At 63.1% G+C, this 14,176-nt stretch carries 12 protein-coding genes and 2 pseudogenes; 5 read left to right on the top strand and 9 right to left on the bottom strand.

Annotated elements, in window-relative coordinates; all coding sequences use genetic code 11:
• The first annotated feature begins 3 nt into the window (after positions 1 to 3).
• A complete protein-coding gene (locus RP6297_RS08330; protein WP_009240877.1) occupies positions 4 to 837 on the top strand; it encodes an aldo/keto reductase in 834 nt (277 codons plus the stop codon).
• Between the two features lie 22 nt (positions 838 to 859).
• Here RP6297_RS08330 and RP6297_RS08325 read toward each other — a convergent pair whose 3' ends face one another.
• Together RP6297_RS08325 and RP6297_RS08320 are read right to left on the bottom strand one after the other, a co-directional pair.
• The gene (locus RP6297_RS08325) at positions 860 to 1,279 is read right to left on the bottom strand and encodes a hypothetical protein (RefSeq protein ID WP_009240876.1); all 420 of its coding nucleotides are present in this window, start codon (positions 1,277 to 1,279) and stop codon (positions 860 to 862) included.
• A gap of 309 nt (positions 1,280 to 1,588) precedes the next feature.
• Positions 1,589 to 2,605, bottom strand: a complete 1,017-nt coding sequence (locus RP6297_RS08320) for a 1-aminocyclopropane-1-carboxylate deaminase (protein WP_009240875.1) — start codon at positions 2,603 to 2,605, stop codon at positions 1,589 to 1,591.
• Positions 2,606 to 2,751: 146 nt separating this feature from the next.
• On the opposite strand from RP6297_RS08320, the gene RP6297_RS08315 reads away from it, so the two are divergent.
• Positions 2,752 to 3,273: an Lrp/AsnC family transcriptional regulator gene (locus tag RP6297_RS08315; RefSeq protein ID WP_009240874.1), complete on the top strand. Its 522-nt coding sequence runs from the start codon at positions 2,752 to 2,754 to the stop codon at positions 3,271 to 3,273.
• Between the two features lie 17 nt (positions 3,274 to 3,290).
• Here RP6297_RS08315 and RP6297_RS08310 read toward each other — a convergent pair whose 3' ends face one another.
• Positions 3,291 to 4,769, bottom strand: coding sequence for an aminotransferase class V-fold PLP-dependent enzyme (locus tag RP6297_RS08310; protein ID WP_009240873.1), 1,479 nt, complete (start codon positions 4,767 to 4,769; stop codon positions 3,291 to 3,293).
• A 145-nt stretch (positions 4,770 to 4,914) separates the two neighbouring features.
• On the opposite strand from RP6297_RS08310, the gene RP6297_RS08305 reads away from it, so the two are divergent.
• Complete coding sequence (locus RP6297_RS08305; protein ID WP_009240872.1) at positions 4,915 to 5,385, top strand: Lrp/AsnC family transcriptional regulator; 471 nt, start codon at positions 4,915 to 4,917, stop codon at positions 5,383 to 5,385.
• A 52-nt stretch (positions 5,386 to 5,437) separates the two neighbouring features.
• Here the strand turns inward: RP6297_RS08305 and RP6297_RS08300 are convergent, their stop codons facing one another.
• From RP6297_RS08300 to RP6297_RS08275, 6 genes and pseudogenes are all read right to left on the bottom strand, one after another.
• The gene (locus RP6297_RS08300; RefSeq protein WP_223293222.1) at positions 5,438 to 6,583 is read right to left on the bottom strand and encodes a GGDEF domain-containing protein; all 1,146 of its coding nucleotides are present in this window, start codon (positions 6,581 to 6,583) and stop codon (positions 5,438 to 5,440) included.
• A 326-nt stretch (positions 6,584 to 6,909) separates the two neighbouring features.
• Entirely contained in the window at positions 6,910 to 7,974 is a 1,065-nt protein-coding gene (gene tssA / locus RP6297_RS08295) for a type VI secretion system protein TssA (RefSeq protein WP_009277582.1), read from the bottom strand.
• A 4-nt stretch (positions 7,975 to 7,978) separates the two neighbouring features.
• Positions 7,979 to 9,019: a type VI secretion system baseplate subunit TssG gene (gene tssG, locus RP6297_RS08290; RefSeq protein ID WP_009240869.1), complete on the bottom strand. Its 1,041-nt coding sequence runs from the start codon at positions 9,017 to 9,019 to the stop codon at positions 7,979 to 7,981.
• A gap of 2 nt (positions 9,020 to 9,021) precedes the next feature.
• Complete coding sequence (gene tssF / locus RP6297_RS08285) at positions 9,022 to 10,902, bottom strand: type VI secretion system baseplate subunit TssF (protein ID WP_009240868.1); 1,881 nt, start codon at positions 10,900 to 10,902, stop codon at positions 9,022 to 9,024.
• Positions 10,903 to 10,906: 4 nt separating this feature from the next.
• The gene (gene tssE, locus RP6297_RS08280; protein WP_009240867.1) at positions 10,907 to 11,428 is read right to left on the bottom strand and encodes a type VI secretion system baseplate subunit TssE; all 522 of its coding nucleotides are present in this window, start codon (positions 11,426 to 11,428) and stop codon (positions 10,907 to 10,909) included.
• A 5-nt stretch (positions 11,429 to 11,433) separates the two neighbouring features.
• A pseudogene (locus tag RP6297_RS08275) lies at positions 11,434 to 12,423 on the bottom strand (hypothetical protein); the annotation flags it as partial.
• Between RP6297_RS08275 and tssK the strand changes: the two are divergent.
• Together tssK and tssL are read left to right on the top strand one after the other, a co-directional pair.
• A pseudogene (gene tssK, locus RP6297_RS08270) lies at positions 12,423 to 12,890 on the top strand (type VI secretion system baseplate subunit TssK); the annotation flags it as partial. The pseudogenes RP6297_RS08275 and tssK overlap by 1 nt on opposite strands.
• Before the next feature lie 38 nt (positions 12,891 to 12,928).
• A complete protein-coding gene (tssL, locus tag RP6297_RS08265; RefSeq protein WP_009240864.1) occupies positions 12,929 to 14,176 on the top strand; it encodes a type VI secretion system protein TssL, long form in 1,248 nt (415 codons plus the stop codon).

Below are 14,176 nucleotides of genomic sequence, written 5' to 3'. Positions count from 1 at the left end.
GACATGAAACACGTCACTCTGCCCAACGGCGAACGCGTCCCTGCACTCGGCATGGGCACCTGGAACATGGGCGACGACCGTGCCACCCGCGCCGAAGAAATCGCCACGCTGCGCCTGGGCCTCGACCTGGGTTTGCGGCTGATCGACACGGCCGAGATGTACGGCGAAGGCCTCTCTGAATCGCTGATAGGCGAGGCCATTGCCGGGCGGCGCGATGACGTCTTCCTCGTCAGCAAGGTCTATCCGCACAACGCCAGCCGGCGCGGTATCGCCGCGGCGTGCGAGCGCAGCCTGCGCCGCCTCGGCACCGACCGGCTCGATCTGTACCTGCTGCACTGGCGCGGCGATGTGCCGTTCGAAGAGACGCTGGAAGGCCTGCAGGCCCTGCAGCGCGAGGGCAAGATCCGCCAGTACGGCGTGAGCAACCTCGACCTGTCAGACATGGAGGAATGGTGGGACGCGCCCGGCGGCGATCAGACCGCCGTCAACCAACTGCTCTACAACCTTAGCCGGCGCGGCATCGAATGGGATGTGCTGCCCTGGCTGCGTGAGCGCCGCGTGCCGGTGATGGCCTATTCACCCATCGAGCAGGCGCGGCTCGTTCGGCATCCGAAGCTGGTGCGCTTCGCGCAGGCGTGCGGCATGACGCCTGCGCAGGTGGCGCTCGCGTGGCTGCTGGCGAATGACGACATCATCGCGATTCCCAAGACCGGCCACCGCGACCGCTTGCGCGAGAACATCGGGGCGCTGTCGCACACGCTCACGGCTGAGCAGCTTGCGACGCTGGATAGCATCTTCCCGCCGCCCAAGGGGCCGCGCGCGCTGGAGATGCTCTAAGCGTTCTAAGCGCGCGAAGCGCTCAGCGCGACTTTGCCAGGTAGCGCGCGTGGTCGACGTAGCCCATCAGGTAGACGCGGGCTTTCTCGCGGGTGTCTTTGGTGACGCGGTCGGCTGCCTTGCGCGCGCCGGACGACGACATCGACGCGCTGAGGTGATCGCGGAAACCGTCGTGCATGGTGCGCAGGGCACCTTCGCAGGCGTCGAGCGCGGAGGCGACCACGTCCTTCGTCTGCGTGGCGCCCGACACGCCGCTGTCGGCCTGGCGCTGGACGCACGCCATGTAGTTGGCACGCAGCGTCTGCCAGCCGTTGTCGGCGCTGGCATCTGTGGCCGCCGCCGCGGCGGTGGTGGAATCAACGGGCTGCTGCTGCGGGTGCGATGCGCATGCACCGAGCAAGGCCAGCAGGACGAGAGACGGGCAGGTGAGGGCGTTTTTCATGGCATGGACTGTACTGCACGGCCTCGCTGCTTGCGCTAGGCCAAGTCGACCTCGATGCACGCCGTAACATTTCGAAACGAAAAAGGGCGCTGACGCAACGCGCTTGGCTTACCCGGCCGCAAGCGCGATTTCAGAAGACCGCCCCCCCCCCCGGCCCATTTCGCTGTGCCCACACATCGACGGCACTGGCGGCCGATCTTCAGTGCGGCACGCGCCGGCCGCAAAGCGCGACGTCCGAGGAAAAAGGTTCGGCAGTCGAGCAAAAGGCCTCGAACGTCGAGCTTCCATCTCGTTGAGTTGAGCCAAATTTCAACCGTTGCGGAAGATGAAGCTGTACGCGTTGAGTGCCGGCACACCGCCTAAATGTGCGTAGAGCACGCGCGAGCCCGCAGGAAATTCACCGTTGCGCACCATGTCGATCATGCCGTGCATGGATTTCCCTTCGTACACGGGGTCGGTCAGCATGGCTTCCTGGCGTGCGCACAGGCGAATGGCTTCCAGCGTGCCTTCATTGGGCAGGCCGTATTCCGGGCCGCCGTAGCGCGTGTCGAGCACCACGTCTTTTTCCGTGATGTTTCTGCCAAGATCGACCAGTTCGGCGGTGTGCTGCGCGATGCGGAGGATCTGCGCGCGCGTCTGTTCCGGCTTGGCCGAGGCGTCGATGCCGATCACCTTGTCGGCCCGGCCATCCGCCGCAAAGCCGACGACCATCCCGGCCTGCGTGCTGCCCGTGACCGAGCACACGACGATGTAGTCGAACTTGAAGCCCAGCTCCGCTTCCTGCTGGCGCACTTCTTCAGCAAAGCCCACAAAGCCTAAGCCGCCGAGCGGGTGTTCGGAGCAGCCGGCCGGAATCGGGAACGGCTTGCCACCGCGCTTGCGCACGTCTTCCATGGCCTGTTCCCAACTGGGCCGGATGCCGATGTCGAAGCCCGCAGCATCGAGGCGCACATCGGCGCCCATGATGCGCGACATCTCGATATTGCCGACGCGGTCGTATACGGCGTCGGAGTAGTTCACCCAGTTTTCCTGCACCAGCACGCACTTGAGGCCGAGGTGCGCCGCCACGGCGGCCACCTGGCGCGTCTGGTTCGACTGAATCCCGCCAATGGACACCAGCGTGTCATACCCGCCTTCCAGCGCTTCCGGGATCAGGTATTCCAGCTTGCGCGTCTTGTTGCCGCCGAAGGCCAGGCCGCTGTTGCAGTCCTCGCGCTTGGCAAACAGCTCTACCTTGCCGCCTAGATGCGCGCTCAGCCGTTTCAGCGGCTGGATGGGCGTCGGCCCGAACGTCAGCGGATAGCGGGGGAATCTTTGCAGGTTCATGAGCTGGCTCCTTCAGTGCCGCACGCGGCGGGATGACCGGAAGCCTATGGTACGCAGAGCGCTGCGAAATGAGGTTGCAAAGAGCGTCTACTATCCAGAATTTAGCTGATCGTAGATCGGATTAATAATCTCTTTATTTCTTGAAAATGAAAAAGAGCGAAACAAAATTGCAGGAGCGCCCTGACGCGTCGGCGGCTTCTGCGCGCCACGCCTTGGATCGCACTGATCGCGCGATTCTCAGGGCGCTCCAGCGCGATGCGTCTATCTCCAACGTGGCCCTCGCGGCCAAGGTAAACCTCAGCCCGCCGGCCTGCCTGCGCCGCGTGGAACGGCTCAAGGAGCTGGGGCTGATCAAGGGGATTGTTGCGCTGCTCGATCCGCGTGCGCTGGATCTGGGGTCGTTGGTGATGATTGGCGTCGTGCTGGATCGCTCGACGCCGGAATCGTTCACGGCATTTGAGAAAGCGGTGCAGAAGGTGCCCGGTTGCCTTGAATGCCACGTCGTAACCGGCGAGTTCGATTACTTCATGCTCGTGCGCACGAAAGACAACGAAATCTACAACCGGCTCCACGCCGAGCAGTTGCTGTATCTGCCAGGCGTACGGCAGATCCGGACGTTCATGGTGCTCAAGCAGGTGCTGTCGACGACGGAACTGCCGGTGGCTTGACCGAGGGAGGGGGCTGCTCAGCCCTTGCGTTGATCCTTCAGGCGGTTCCACAGCATGCTGGCCCGGTTGCCGCTTCTGCAATACGCGAGGATCGGCTTGGGCAATGTGTCGACGAGTTGGCCGAAGGCGGCAACCTCTGCATCGCCAATGCGATTCGGCTCGACCGGCAGATAGCGTGCTTCCAGGCCCAGTGCGCGGGCGGCAGCGGCAATGTCTTCAAAGGCGGGCTGGTCGCTGCTCTCGCCATCCGGGCGGTTGCAGATGACCGAGCGGAAACCTGCATTGCGGATGGCCTTCAGTTCCGCAGGCATGATCTGTCGCGTCGCCGTCAACCCGCTGGATGCCGTGGCGCGGCATTGCTCGATCGCGCGCTGGAAACATGCGGCGGCAAAATCGACGTCGTGCTCGGTCGCAAAGCGGCCCAGGCTGATCCGCACAGTGCGGCCTGCAGCATCGGCATCCAGGCCGATCGCCTTCAGCACGTGCGACGGCGTGCCTGCGGCGGAGTTGCACGCCGATGTGGACGACACGGCGAGGTCGTCGCCCAGCATCATCGGCATGAAGCCGGGGGCGTTGACCGTCAGGCTGAGGGTGTGGGGAATGCGTTGGGCCACGTCGGCGTTCTGCACCACGTCGCCGAGGGCAAGCACCGCTGCCTTCAGCCGCTGGCTCAGCGCGGCAATGCGGGCGGTCTCGTGTTCCAGTTCTTCCGCCGCCAATTCGCACGCGACGCCCATGCCGACAATCTGATGCGTCGCCAACGTGCCCGAACGCAGACCGCGCTCGTGTCCGCCACCGTGAATTTGCGGCGCGAGGCGCGAGGCAATGTCGCGGCGCACATACAGCGCCCCAATACCCTTGGGGCCATACACCTTGTGGGCGGACATCGACAGCATGTCGATGCCGAGCGCACGCACATCGATCGGCGTCTTGCCGAGTGCCTGTGCGGCGTCGACGTGGAACAGCGCGCCAGCGGCATGCACGATCTGTGCGATCGCCCCAACGTCGGTCAGCGTGCCCAGCTCGTTGTTCACCAGCATGAGCGAGACGAGTCCGGTGTCGGGCGTCATCGCAGCGGCGACAGCCTCCGGCGTAATTTCGCCGTCGCGTGTTGGCGACAGGTACGTCACCGAACATCCGCGCGCCGCCAGGTTCGCCATCGTGTCGAGAATGGCCTTGTGTTCGATGCGGCTGGTGACGAGGTGGCGCTTGCCGGTGGCGGCCTCTGCGTAGCCCTTCAGCGCGAGGTTGTTGGACTCGGTTGCGCCCGACGTCCAGATGATCTCGTCGGCATCGGCGCCAATGAGCGCGGCGACTTGCTCGCGCGCTTGCTCGACCTTGTTCCGCGCCGCGCGGCCCGTCGCATGGGAATTGGACGCAGGGTTCCCGAACGCGCCTTCCATGCCGAGGCAGGCGGTCATGGCTGCAATCACACGTGGGTCGGCCGGCGTGGTGGCTGCGTAGTCGAGGTAGTGGAGGGTGTTGCTGTCGCTCATTTCGTTTCTGTGCTGCGGTGGAGGCAGGGAAAATGATACGGCGGACAGCCCAGAAAAATAATTCAAAGTTTCCTGTGAGTTGCTCGATGTGGCAGAAAATATTCCCTAAAATTAAGAATCTATAGAAGATAATTTTTACACCGAAATGGACGCCATTGACCGCGAACTACTGAGGCTCCTGCAGACCGATGCGACGCTGCCCATCGCTGAACTTGCGCAGCGCGTGAACCTCTCCCAAACGCCGTGCTGGAAGCGGGTGCAGCGGCTCAAGGACACGGGTGTCATCCGTGCCCAGGTAGCGCTGTGCGACGCACGTAAGCTGGGGGTCGGCACCACGGTGTTCGTGGCCGTACGCACCGACCAGCACACCGAAAAGTGGGCGCAGCGTTTTACGCAAGTGGTGCGCGATATGCCCGAGGTGGTGGAGGTCTACCGGATGAGCGGCGAGATGGATTATCTGCTGCGCGTTGCGGTGGCGGGCATCGAAGACTACGACCGCGTGTACAAACACCTCATCAAGTCCGTGCCGCTGTCGGATGTGAGTTCATCGTTCTCGATGGAGCAGATCAAGTATTCGACCGCGCTGCCGGTGCGGGACGTTGGGCAGGGGGATTGAGGGAGTTTTTGCGGCTGAACTGTATGGGGGCTTTGTGGCGGCCATTCCAGCATCAGCAGGCCAGTTTTGACGTGGCAGTCGCGCCATGCGTTTCGACGTCGCCTTCGTGAGCCTTTGAGGCGATGATGACCCGGTTGCGCCCTTTCTCTTTCGCCAGATAGAGCGCTGCATCCGCGCGAGCGAGCGTGGCTGCCAATGTGTCTCCGGGCATGACGCACTCGACTCCCGCGCTGAAGGTGCAGCGCACGCCTTGTCTTGGCGAATGCTCGACCGCAAGCCGGAGTTCATCCATCACGGCCGCAGCGGCGGCCTTGTCCGCATCGACCACCACAATCGCAAACTCCTCGCCACCGAGGCGGCCGATCAGGTCGCCCGGCTTCAGCCGCGTGGAGACCACCGACGTGACGTGCTTGAGGATGCGATCGCCCACCGCGTGGCCGAAACCGTCGTTGACGGCTTTGAACTGATCGATGGCCAGAACGGCAATCGACAGCGGTTTGCCGCTCGCCACCGCGTCGTGAAGCAGAACGCTTGCCCTCGCCATGAATGCCCGTCGCATCAGTACGCCCGTGAGTTCGTCAATATTCGCGAGCTGGTCCATCCTCCTGGCGAGTTGATCGTGCGCGAGCATCACCATGCCGGTCGACATGCACGGGAACGTGACGATCGCCAGCCCAAGAAACAGTACGTTCCACGCCGACGGTTCCAGAAAAGCCGTTTGCGGCATACCGAACGCAACGGCGATGGCCCGGGTGACATGGAACAACGCGCCCAGGTATGCGGCCGCGGCAACAAATCGATAGGGATAGCGGGTGCCATCATGCGGCGCGTGACGCAGCGCCAATGTCCCGACTGCAATGCGGGCATAGGCAAAGAACACCGACACGATCCCAATCTTTGCGCTGACGTTGGGCGATACAAGCGTGAAGTACACCAACGCGGCGAACGCGACAGCGAACGCCCCAGTCTCTTGAGGCACCGCCCAAGCCTCGCCAAAAAACTGGCGCATCCCCTGTATGAGCAGCAGGACGGCCGTCAGCGTGATGAGCGCAGCCGCCAGGGTGACGAACCGTGCTTGCAGACTCCCCGCGATCAGCACACACGCCGAAGCCGTGGCCAACAGCGCATGGGCTACGCACCAGCTGCCTATCCCCGGCACGGCGGTCCGCAGCAGTGAGCCAAGGATGGCGACGCTCATCAAGCAGGACACCATCACGATACCTATCAGAGCGTGCGGGCTGAGCATCAGATAGGACAGGTGACAAGAATTGGAACAAGACAAGCGCGCATTCGGCAACCGAGCCCAACCTGATAGGCAGGCCCTAGGCCCGCGACTTGTGTAAGCCTTCGGAAGCGGCCAGGCTCGGGTGCTGAGCATTCACCACAACCTCTGCATATCGGCAGGTTTGAGCGTCTCTTCAGGCGCTTCTTTGCAATAAGTGTCACCGGTGGCGTAACGTGCGCAGGAACGCCGGGGAAGACGGTAGTTGCTGTTCGGTGTTGTACGTGCTGGGCACGGCACCACTATTCGTTCTGCGCCCACCTTTCAACCATATCCGCGGGAATCGCCTGAAATACCTCCGCAAACGGTTTTCCCACCAGCGACTCTGCCTGCCGAAGCAACAGCGCCACCGGACTGCTTGGCTCGTGCGCTTCAAACCAAGTGCGTGCGAAGCGGATTTGCGTCAGAGCGTCGTGACGGCTGGTTGGCATAGTGTTGGCATTCTGGGAGGGGGCATGTTGCGCGTCTGCTGGCGGCAACGGGGCATTGTTGGCGCGTGAGGGGGCAGGGGCCTGTGCAGCAGCAGGGGGTATTTCACTTGCCGGCGCGTACTCAATGGCCACAGGCTGTGCCGGCTCAGGACGCCCGGCCAATTGCAGCAGCCGTATCAACGGCTTTAGATCTGGCGCGTGATTGGGCAGTGAAGTTTCGGACCACAGCTGAATGGACTGCGCCAGCGCGCAGGCTTCCTGCATGGCCTCAATCTCAGGGGCTCCTTGGCTATGTAGGGCTTCTAGTTGCCGATGCACTGATGCCGGTGCAAGCGCATCGGCTGGGCGTGACTTGCCCAGCGCACGCTCGATATCGCGTATCTGAAGACGCATGGCATTGTTGCCCAGGGCAATTTCACGCACGTCGGCTAACAGCCCTTGCGGATCGACCAGCGTTGCGAGCGCATTGGCCCGAACGCCAGGGTCAACGTCCCCGTCGATCTCAAGCCGAGGATGGACTTGCTCGGGGAAGGCCGTCAGCACCGTATGCATTAGCGCGAGGCCATCGCGCAGGCCCTCGGCTTGGTCCAGCCGAGTGCGGCATCGCAGAAAAAGCGTCAGTAGCCGGATGTCCTTGGTGCGCAACAACAGCCGCTGACAATCGCGCTCCAGTTCAGGCCAATTCAGCACCTCGGTCGGCGCAACAAAGTCGCCATACTGGGCCGCCTCACACTGGGTCGCACGGGCTTGCAGCACCACAAAGTCCGTGTCGTATTCAAGATCAGGACCACATGGCTGATCCGCACTGACCGGTAACGCCAGATCCGCAAAACGGATGTCGGGCGAGGAGGCATATTGTGGAGCGACGGCCTTCATAAGCTTATTGAGCAACATAGTGTTCAGGTTGGAAAACCATGCCTGTAATGGCACGGCTACTGTCCGGTTGACCAAGCCAGGTCGACCAGCCCAGCCGCTCCTCGGCGCCCAGCACCGCCGGCGGCGCGGAATGCGGTTGCACCTGCAACTCGACTTCCCACTCAAACTCAAAGCTGACAAAGCTGCGCACCCACTCCACCAGCACCGGCAGATCACGCCCCTTCGGGGTGAAGTTCAGGTACTGCTGCAGATCGAGCGGCCCGATGATGAGCCGGAACTTGTGCTGGCGATCGGGCACCGCCTCGCCGAGCAAGGCGCCTTGCCCCATCACGCTGGCCGCGCCTGGGCGGGCCAGGTGGCTGCACTCGGCAGCATCCACGGCGATCCAATGCAGCACAAACTCCTGTAACTGCACCGGCACCCCAAAGAAGTGCGATAGGGCCGCCACGATGCCGTCTGGGCTACGCGATTCGCGCACGTGATGGGCACTAGCAGCCAGCCGTGCATGTGGCGGCAGCGCGCTGCCGGAAATTTCATCGGCCTCGGCCCCCGCCAGCCAGCCGATGTAGCGCGAAAAGACCTCCTCGTCACGCCGGTCGAGTCCAGCGGCAGCCTGTGAACCCGCCCAAGCCTGATAGAACTGCGTTAGCGACCGATGGTGGAAGATATCCAGAAACGCGGCTGTGGTGTTGTCATGGTGCGCTTCGGTGCGTTCCCGAACGATTTCCGTCAGGTGGATCGGTAGCGCGCCATTGGGGCCCAACATGCCCAAGCCGAACAATTGGATACGCAGACGATCGGCGCGCTGCTCCAGCTTCGCAATCTCGCGTGGCGCAAAGGTGAGTGAAGCCACTTGCCCGATGCGGAAGGGCTCCGCCTGCGGGCGGGGTGCGCGGCCAACCCGGGGCAGCGTGGCATGGCGCGCAGACAACCCCCGCAACAGCCCAAGAAAGCTCAGCTTCCAGGGCTGCAGATCAGCATAGTGACGGTGGGTGTGCCGCGTGGGCGCGGGCGGAGGCCCAAGATCATCTCGACCGTGGAACATAGCTAAATGACATTGCGGCCACCCATACGGGGCGACCATCGGTGAATCAGACCGCGTTCCATCGCGTGCAGCTCGGTTTCCGTGAAAGCGTTGACCGACACATGGCGAGCCAAGAAGTGTTCCAGCACCACGCCAAACAGGTACGGACTGACGCCAGAGAAGCCGGCCTCATCCACCGTCAAGTGACACTGCACGCCACGGCCGTACAGAATCGGACCCGCCCCCGGCATGCGCCGTGTGACGGGCTTGAGCTTGGAACCGATCAGGCTCTCGATCTGCCGCTGCTGGGCGGTATCGCTGGCCGACACAAACAGCCGAAGCATGTCGCGCAGCCCCTGGCCACCCTGTCGATGGTCGAGATCCATCAGCGACAGGTAGTTGAAGCCCAACTGGCGTATCAGCCGCCAGGCCATCTCCCCTTCAGCAAACGGTGCATGTGGTGCCGATGGCGGACGGATCAACCCAACCCCTTCCACCGGAATCGAAGCGGGTGAGCTCAGATCACTGAATCCATTGCGCGGCACCAGATTCGGCAAATCCCGATTGGTCACCATTGCCTCGACCGACAGATAACGCAGGTCGTTCGGGTAGGGCGCTTCGTTCTGGTCCACCAGCGAGAGAAACACCTCCGTGCCCGTATAGGCCGTGCGGGTGCCGTACTTGCGTGCCTGATCCGAGAACAGCCGCGGCTCCCGTCGCGCAGAGAAGTACCGGCCATGGTTGCCCTCATCGCTGTTGAGCGTGGCAAACAGCGGCCGGAAGTCGATCGGCGTACTGTGCTCGTTCACTTGGCCCGAGAGCTTCTGTACCGAGAACACCTCGAAATCAAGCGGGCGCCTCCGGTCGGCCACCAGGTGAAATTCCGTACGGCCCGGGCTCACCTCCATCCGATCGGTTCGCATCGGGAAGAGGTTGATGACCGGTGTGCAGAACAGCGCGAACTGGCTGGCATCGACCTGGCTGGCCAGAACACTCGGCGCTTTGGAGAGCAGCACCACAATCTCCGCTTCGCGGCCATCATTCTTGGAGAGCCCGCGCGCAAGCCCATTGAGCCCAAAGAAGTAAAAGCGCTGCGGGCACGCAAAGTACTCATGCACGAGGTTGTGTCCGTGGAACTTGTTCCAGGCCAATGGAAGCGCGCTCTCATCTGGCGCCATGCCGACATGGCTGACGGCGTTGTCCATGACGGCGGATGGACGTTCACCCATAGCGCCAGGCTTGCCAATGAGTGTCGCGCAGCCTGCGCTGTGTAGCAGCTCGAACAAGTGCGAGGCAATCTGATCATTGCCACTCAGGTAGATGGGCAGGCGATCCAGACCGGCCAACTGGCTGAACTTGACATCGTGTGTGAGCCGTAACCGCAGGCGCAGTGCGCCTTGGACGCTCACCTGAGCCGGCACGTAGCGCTCCAAGCCCTGAATGTCCGGTGGAATGCCGGTGAGTCGCGCTTCCGCAATCTCGATTGGCCACAATGTCAGCGGTTGGGTGGTGCGGAATTCACACTCGGTGGATTCGCCAGGTGGTGCCTTTGCGAGCAAAGCCGTGTCCCGCGGTATCGGAACCCCGCGCACCAGATCGCCTTCGGTGCGGCTAGGGTGGAACTGCGCCACCGCAATGGCCGGCGTCGGCGCTACGTAGTTCGGGTAGACCACCTCCAGCAACCGTTGCGTGAAGCGCGGGAACTCCGCATCCAGCTTGATCTGGGTGCGTGCCGACAACAGGCAGAACGCCTCGATCAGGCGTTCCACATATGGGTCCGCCACCTCGATGCCGTGCATGCCAAGGCGCTTGGCCACCTTCGGGTGCTGCCGGGCGAATTCACCGGCCAGCTCTCGCATGTAGACCAGTTCCCGGTTGTAGTAATCCAGCAGTTGCGGGTCCATGGTCTCAGTGGGCGTGAAGTGAGCGAACGTTCATGTGGCCAGTTTCCAGATCGAGCGAGCTCTGCGCGGTAAAGGCCATCGGGTACGGGTCCATGTGGATCAGCCCGCTGATCTCGAACAGCAGCACGTTGTAGCGAGTTGGCGCGTCTTCCTTGAGCAACGGCTTGACTTCCAGCGAGCCAGGAATCAGCCGTGGCTCGAAATCCAGAATCGCGCGGCGCACGATCTTGACGATGTCGGTCCACTTGTGTTCCGACAGATAGCTGCCGGCCACCGGCGGTACCCCATAGTTGATGGTGGAACTTGCCGCCTCTGGGTAGCGTGTCCGATCGATCTCGTCTTCGCGATTCGTGGTGTTGAGCAGGTACGTCAGATCGCGCTGGAGGATCTCGCGCATCTGCGTGCGCGTGACCGTGTATTCGTTGGCGGCTTCCGTTTGCCGCTGTGGTGCAGCGTCGCGCAACCGGTCAAAGAGTGTCGGCAGCAGTTGTGCGTTGGGGCGGATGGGAGGGCGATGTTCAGACATATGAGTTATTTTTTCTCAACAGGCTCCCCAAACCACGGCCAATAGGCCCGCCCCTCGCCCCGTGCGCGATCCCACCGCCTGACCGGTGGCGAGGGCTGCCAGCCCGGCGGCGGGCCAATCAGCACGGCCCAGCTATCTTTGGCATCGACCACGCTGGTGACGACGGCGCTCTTGCCGCTCTGGTTGGCATAGGCCGCGGCAAACGCGGCGTTGACCGCAAAGCTGGCCGCGCGCGCCGGGCCTTCCATCACTTGGGACACGCTATAGAAGTTGCCAACTTGATCCAGGTCCGGCCATTGCTGGTGCACGGCAGCGTGCACGGGCCGCATGAGGGTGTTGATGTTGGCGCTGTGCTTGTGTACGTCGTGGTACAGACGCTCGACTGGATGGTTGTCTGGGGCTTGCGCCTGGAGCGCCTGCATCATCGGGCTCCAGGCGCCGCCGGGGTTGGGTGCACGGGCGTCGATGCCACCTTCATGGTGCTGCGGTGTGTAGATGGAGGCCAAGGGCGTGTAACCCCAGTTGGCGCTGGGGTGGCCCAGGATCAGGATGGCGGTGTTTTCGTTGGTCTGCTGGCCCATGGGGTAGTTGGGGGCATCCAGGTTCCACACCCACACCAGCTTGTTGGGGTGCTCGGCCAGGAACGCCAGCGCTTCTTGCAGATCGTAGAAGCCCACGGTTTCATCACCAGCCTTGAGCACCACTTGGGGGAGCTTGCCGGTGGGATTGTCTTCCATGCTTTTGGCTTCGGCGGCACGGGCCACCTTATCGAAGACCAGCCGCCAGGCCGCATCCAGCGAGAAGGTGGTTTCGCCGACGATCATGCCCTCATCAACACGCAGGCCGCGCACGGTCTTGCCGGTGTCGGGCTTCTTGTGCAGCTTGACCCAGTAGTCCTGCATGCGCTCCTTGGCATGGGCGGCGTCGTAGGCCAGGTAGCTGGGCGCGGGCAGGCCCATAGCGGCCTGCTCCTTGAGCATGTCCTTCAGGCCGGTACCGGCACGACGAGCCCCACACCTGCATCAAGCCGGTGGTGGATGACCTGCGCTTCCTGCTCAACGTGGTACTGGAGCGCGGCGCCCAGCGCATCGAATTGCGCGACCAGCAACACGGCATCCGTCTGGCGGTGCTGGACCCGGCCGAGTTCGAGCGGTTCAACACCTTCGTGCTGGCCGTGGGCGCACAACTGCCCAGTGACGTGCTGCAGCAGCAGTTCCCCGCGCAAGCCAAGGTCGGCCCGGCCGAGCGGCTGGCCGAACTCATCCGTTCGCACCTGCCCGGCATCCCGCTGCAGGCGATGCCCGTACCGCCGCGCCAGATTCCGTTCAATGCGGGCCAGGTCTATTTCGAACTGCCGCAAGACCATCCTCTGTGGGCGCAAGTCCAGCGCTACGGCGGCTTGGCCTTGCATGTGGCAGGGAACTTCCCCGAGCTGCGGCTTGAACTGTGGGGGGTGCGTTAATGGGACCATCATCAGCAGGCGCAGCGACTAGCAATCTGATGCAAGAGCCAGCAGCGCAGCCTAGCCCCGAGCCGGTACGCTCTGCCTCCACCCGAGCTGCCAACGAACCACGACAGATCAAGCGCAAGCCGATCGAGCAACGTGTCGAGAAAGCCAAGCAGGCAGTCAACCCGGTACTGTCCGCCGCGCGGCCCTTGCTGCGCGCCCTGGCGGATATGCCGAGCACACTGCGCGTCGATCAGGCCGCGCTTCTGAAAGACGTGCTTGAACAAGAGCTGCACGACTTCCAGACCGTCTGCGAACGGGTGGGCATTCGGTCCGAGCATACCCTTGCCGCACACTACAGCCTGTGCACCGCCTTGGATGAAGCGGCTTTAGGCACACCATGGGGCAGCAATGGTTCCTGGGCGAAGGACAGCCTGCTCGTCAAACACCATGGCGGCACTGACGGCGGCACCAAGGTCTTCCAAGTGCTCGGCCGGCTGGTCAACAGCCCTGAAGAGCACATCGACGTCATCGAGCTGATCTACTACCTGCTCTCGCTCGATTTCCAGGGCCGCTATCGTGGCCCCGCTGAGGGCGAGCGGCAACACCTGGCGATTCGGCAGAGCCTGCATACCCTGATCCGCAAGCATCGCGGCGCCGTGCCCAGGGAACTGTCCCCGAATCTGCCCGTGACACCGGCAGGGCGCTTCTCCATGATTCGCACCGTCCCGATCTGGTTCAGCGCCACCGTGCTGGGCATGGCCGCCTTCGGCTTGTTTGGCTGGTACAAGTACCAGCTCTCGCTGCGCACGCACGATCTGGAACAACAGATCCAGGCCATCGGGCAGATCACGCCGCCGCCACCGCCAAAGGTGGTCCTGCGTCTGGCCGAACTGCTCAAGGACGAAATCGCTCGTGGCCAGGTCAAGGTGGAGGAAGATGCCACCCACAGCGCCGTCACCTTCCGTGGCGACGACATGTTTGCCGGCGGTCGCGCGGACGTGAACGCCAAGGTCCAGCCCCTGCTGGACAAGATCGCCTCGGAAATCACCAAGGTACCCGGCAAGGTAACCGTCACCGGCCACAGTGACAACCAGCCCATCAAGACGGCTAAGTTCCCTTCCAACCAGGTGCTCTCGGAAGAGCGTGCCGTGCACGTCTCTGAATACCTCGCCTCGCGTGGCGTGGCACAGGGCCGGCTCGAAGCCGTGGGCAAGGGCGACACCGAACCCGTGGCCGATAACTCGACTTGGAATGGCCGGGCAGCGAACCGCCGCGTGCAGATCGACGTCACGCAGTAA

Origin of the sequence: Ralstonia pickettii (assembly GCF_016466415.2) — a bacterium.
In the GTDB taxonomy this organism is placed as follows: domain Bacteria; phylum Pseudomonadota; class Gammaproteobacteria; order Burkholderiales; family Burkholderiaceae; genus Ralstonia; species Ralstonia pickettii.
Note: the sequence above shows the minus strand (reverse complement) of the source record. Positions and strands in the feature narration are given on the sequence as shown.